Consider the following 4,595-nt stretch of genomic DNA (forward strand, 5'->3'; position numbering starts at 1 on the left):
TGGAATATCTGAAGGCGATGTTCTTTTTGGGAGCAAAGCTCCAGCCCTTTACCGTGCCCCGGAAAAGCGCCATGCACGATATGCTGGAGGGGCATGGCGGCAGTATTGCCAGTGCGTCCTTCATCCGCTCCTGTATTGAGGAAAACGAGGAGTATGATGAACTCGTGCCGCTTCTTACTGCCCATGCCCTTGCCCAGGCAGGCAGCAACGGGTGTATCGGCAGGCTCCGGAATCTGGAGCGGCTGATCCTGTACCGGCTGCGGACAGTGACCCAGCAGGAGCTGGAGGAGCAGTTTGAGATGGGTCCCGGTCTGGACGGCAGGATCTTAGGGGCAAGGAACAGCAATTCCCTGGATGAGGCGCTCCACGCCATCAAGACCAAGCGGTATCCCATGGCACGGATCCGGCGGCTTCTGCTGTGCCTGCTGGTGGGGCTGCGGAAGGAGGATCTGCAAACGCCGCCTCCCTACGGCAGGGTGCTTGCCTTGAATGAGCGGGGCTGCGAGATCCTGGCGGCGGCAAAGGGCAAAAGCACCATTCCCTTTGCCACCTCCCTGGCGAAGCTGGGGGAGATCTCGCCCCAGGCAAGGCGCTATGCGGAGCTGGAGGCACGGGCGGCGGACGTGTATGGTCTTGCCACCCGGTGCATTACCTCCTCCGAGCAGGAGTACCGGGCGAAGATCACACTGACGCCCCCACAGGAACAGGAAATTACAGAAACTACAGAACAGGAATAGGAGAATCACATTGGAAAATCAACAGGACAGATACAATCAGCATTCCCGATCCGGCAGCCGCCATACAGGCAATTCCAGAAGCGGCAGCGGACGCAGTTCGGGCAGAAATACAAGCAGCACGGGCAGTTCCCGGAGGAGCAGTGGGACTGCACCCAGACGCAGCAGCTCCCATGCACCCGGAAGAACCGGGAGCAGTCGTTCTGCAAGCCGGCGGAAGTATATCATCCGGCAGCGGGTGGGACTGCTGCTCTGTGCGATCCTGCTGTGCAGCGGCATCGGCTTTACCGTATATCAGCTGACCCGGGACGGCAGTTCCCAGCCTCCCCAGATCACAGTTGCGGTTCCCACGGAGACCGGTACGGAGCCTGCCACCCAGCCGGAAGCATCCGAAGCGGCAACGGAGCCGGAGCCGACCACGGAGCCGACCCCTACCCACCGGGGAGAGCTGCCCCGGAAGGGGAGTCTGCCGGTAAAGGAGCTGCTGCAAAACCCGGAGCTGCCCAGTGGCTGTGAGATCACGTCCCTGACCTGTCTGCTGAATTATCTGGGCTTTGACGTGACCAAGATCGAGATGGCGAACAAGCATCTGAGGGTTACTCCCAACGGGGGCGTCAGCTACTACGAGTACTTTGTGGGCAGTCCCTATGACTCCAACTCATTCGGCTGCTTTGCCCCGGTCATCGTCCAGGCGGCACAGTCCTACCTGTCCTCGGTGGGGAAGTTTTCGTCCTATGCGGTCATGGATCTGAGCGGATCGGATCCTACGGAGCTGTACTGGCAGGTGACGGAGGGGAATCCGGTGGTGGTATGGGCTACTATCGGCATGAAGGAGCCCATCGAGCGAGTGTACTGGAACCTGCCGGACGGGACGCCGGAAATGTGGTACACCTACGAGCACTGCATGGTGCTGTCCGGGTATGATCTGGACACGGGCAAGGTGGAGATCTGCGACCCGCTGAAGGGGAAGGTGCAGTACGATATGAGCATCTTTGAGGATCGGTATAAAAAGCTCCAGAGCCAGGCGGTGATCGTGAAACCGGTGGGGGGCGCCACACCGGTGAATGCGGAGATTGGTGGGTAATATGTCCAAAGAATGAAGCGTGTTTTTGTCTAAAAGCACAAAAGCTGCGGAGGCGGCTTTTGGCTTTTTGCGCTTTTGACGAAAAGATTGAAAAAGCGGTTACAATCCTCCGGGGACTCTTGCGAAAGGAAATGGGATGTGCTATATTGGTACTGTGATGTGCTGTAGGCACATGGGTATAACCATTGTTTTGAGACGGATCCGGCGGATCCGATATGCGAGGATGATAGAGACATGCAAAAGATACTGAACCGGCTGCGCAGCGGTATCACTGCGCTGAACCAGCGGCGGGACCGGAATACCGGCAGGTACGCTGTGACGAATTTTCTGCTGACGTCGCTGTTTCCGCTGTTCATTGTGTGCATGGCGGAGCTGAACCAGGATAAATACCCCTCCAAGCTGATTCTATTCTGCGTGGAGCGTCCCAGCGTCATGATCTTCAATGTGCTGATGGCAGCGCTGATCTTCGGTATGCTGCTGCTGTTGTTCAAGCGGGGCTGGCGGGCTATGGCGGTGCAGAGCTTTGTGTATATGCTGCTGAGCGTCATTGAGCTGTTCAAATTCGGCACCAACGGGAATCACCTGCTGCTGAGTGATATGAAGCTAGCCAACAGCCTAAAGAGCATCTCCTCCTTTGCCTATATCCAGATCACCCCCCAGCTGATTACATATTTGCTGGTGGTGACGGCGTATGTGGGGGCGGCGTTCTGGTTCAATCCCAGGCAGAGGCTGAAGCTGTCCCGGCGGCTGATCTCCGCAGGGGCGTGTCTTGCCACCTTTGCCGCCATTGTGGCGGTGCCCCCCTTTGCCGCCATTGTGGCGGTGCCCGGTGTGTCTTCCACGGTGTACGGACTGTTCGACGTGGACACCAGCGAGGCGGACAATACCTTCCAGCTGAACGAGAAGTTCGACAACAACAGCTTTCTGGCGTTTTTCGTACAGACCACCTCCGAGGGGCTGGCAAACCGGCTCCGGGAGCCGGAGGGGTACGATCCGGACGCCATCCAGACCATGCTGGGGGGAAATGTGGATCAGACCGGGCAGAACGGCAAGGAGCGGCCCAACGTGATCGTGGTCATGTCCGAGGCCTTCGCAGATTTCCGGCCGGTTGCAAAGCAGCTGGGGCTTCAGACCAATGCCTACAAGCAGTTTGACGCAGTCGGGGCGGAGGGCTGCAAGGGCACGGCAGTGGTGCCTACCTTTGCAAGCTTTACGGTGCGGACGGAATTCGAGCTGCTGTTCGGACTGCCGGTGCGGTCCCTGAACGATCCCAACATGCCCCAGCAGCTGATGAAGGATCGGCCCCAGCCCACTCTGGCGAGATACTACAAGGAAAACGGCTACGCCACCGCCTATGTGCATCCCTTTTTGCGCACCTTCTACAACCGGGAGGAGGTCTACTCCAACTTCGGCTTTGACACCATGCTCTTTGAGGATGATTTCACGGTGGATGTCAACTACTATGGGGCATATATCGACGACGAGACCGTGTTTAACCAGATCTTAAAGCTGGTGCAGGATACGGATCAGCCCCTGTATCTGCACACCACCACCATGCAGAACCATCAGCCCTACAACAAGGGGGAGGATCCGGACGCAGAGTTTGACAACTATCTGACCTGGATCGCCCGGACGGGGGATTCCCTGCGGGCGTTCACCAATGCGCTGAAAAAGCTGGATGAACCCACCATCGTGCTGTTTGTGGGGGATCACTTCCCGTCTCTGAAGGGGGAGGACAGCGTGTACGACCAGCTGGGGATCAACGGGAACAACTGCCAGGTGCTGTACGAGCAGTCCTATTATCTGTGGAGCAATTACAAGCTGGATTACAGCGGCGTGCCGGATACGGAGCTGTCCGCCTTCTATCTGCCCTATGTGGTGATGGATCTGGCGCAGATTCCCCGGGACAGCTATTTGCAGCGGATGCACGACAAGATGCAGAGCCTGCCGGTGTATGCCACCAACTATGACCCGGACGGGGCACGGGACAGCATGCTGGATATGCTGACCTATGACCGGATCTGCGGTGAGGATCTGTCCGGACAGGAACTGATCGAAAAAACGGAACCGGAAACAAAGAATTGAGAAAAGCGGAGGGAACGATATGAAGGAGCTTGCACTGGGAACCAAGGGCGAAGCGGAAACACAGGTGGACGAGAGCCGGCTGGCATGCAACGTGGGCAGCGGTTCTCTGCCGGTATACGCCACTCCTATGATGGTGGCGCTGATGGAGCAGGCGGCATGTGCAGCCGTCCGGGACGCTCTGGAGGAGGGGGAAACCTCCGTAGGCACGGCGCTGAACATCCTCCACACGGCGGCAACGCCCCCGGGCATGGAGGCGCACGCTGTGGCAGAGGTGACGGAGGTCAGCGGCAGGGAGATCACCTTCCATGTGGTTGCCTACGATCACTGCGGCAAGATCGGCGAGGGCATGCACAAGCGGGTGGTTGTCCGGGCGGAACGGTTTTTGGAAAAGGCCAACGGGAAAATGGCGAAATAATGTCCCAGACATGGAACAGGCACCGGAGCTCCGGTGCCTGTTTTGCCTTTTTGGTGACCACTTGCTTGTAACTTATTTTTGATACTCTGCGTGCTTGGCACACGCAGTACCGTCTTACCGATGTCTTGGGGAGATGTGTGTGACTCTATTTGTTTAACCGGACGGGTCACGCATGACCCATTTACCTTTCAGTGACCTGTTCCTTTTCTGCGTTCCTTTATAATCTGCGTGCTGGGTACACGCAGTACCGTTCTACCGGAGTCTTGGGGAGACAACC

At 57.8% G+C, this 4,595-nt stretch carries 4 protein-coding genes; all 4 read left to right on the forward strand.

Annotation, left to right across the window (positions count from 1 at the left end; genetic code table 11):
• Nucleotides 1-26: 26 nt before the first annotated feature.
• The 4 genes from QVO51_RS09300 to QVO51_RS09315 all read left to right on the forward strand — a co-directional run bounded on the left by QVO51_RS09300 (nt 27) and on the right by QVO51_RS09315 (nt 4,318).
• Nucleotides 27-737 carry a nucleotidyltransferase family protein gene (locus QVO51_RS09300; RefSeq protein WP_288168070.1) on the forward strand — a complete coding sequence of 237 codons (711 nt, stop codon included), beginning with the start codon at nt 27-29 and terminating at the stop codon, nt 735-737.
• 10 nt (nt 738-747) lie between these two features.
• Entirely contained in the window at nt 748-1,818 is a 1,071-nt protein-coding gene (locus QVO51_RS09305; RefSeq protein ID WP_022358179.1) for a C39 family peptidase, read from the forward strand.
• 234 nt (nt 1,819-2,052) lie between these two features.
• Complete coding sequence (locus QVO51_RS09310; RefSeq protein WP_022358180.1) at nt 2,053-3,903, forward strand: sulfatase-like hydrolase/transferase; 1,851 nt, start codon at nt 2,053-2,055, stop codon at nt 3,901-3,903.
• Nucleotides 3,904-3,922: 19 nt separating this feature from the next.
• Nucleotides 3,923-4,318, forward strand: coding sequence for a thioesterase family protein (locus QVO51_RS09315; RefSeq protein WP_022358181.1), 396 nt, complete (start codon nt 3,923-3,925; stop codon nt 4,316-4,318).
• Nucleotides 4,319-4,595 lie beyond the last annotated feature (277 nt).

This window comes from Ruminococcus sp. CAG:379 (genome assembly GCF_000434255.1).
GTDB lineage: Bacteria > Bacillota > Clostridia > Oscillospirales > Ruminococcaceae > Ruminococcus_F > Ruminococcus_F champanellensis.

Bases quoted from the DNA above. Each gene is read 5' to 3' on its own strand.
- QVO51_RS09310 (WP_022358180.1), top strand. From the start codon at position 2,053: ATGCAAAAGATACTGAACCGGCTGCGCAGCGGTATCACTGCGCTGAAC.
- QVO51_RS09315 (WP_022358181.1), top strand. From the start codon at position 3,923: ATGAAGGAGCTTGCACTGGGAACCAAGGGCGAAGCGGAAACACAGGTG.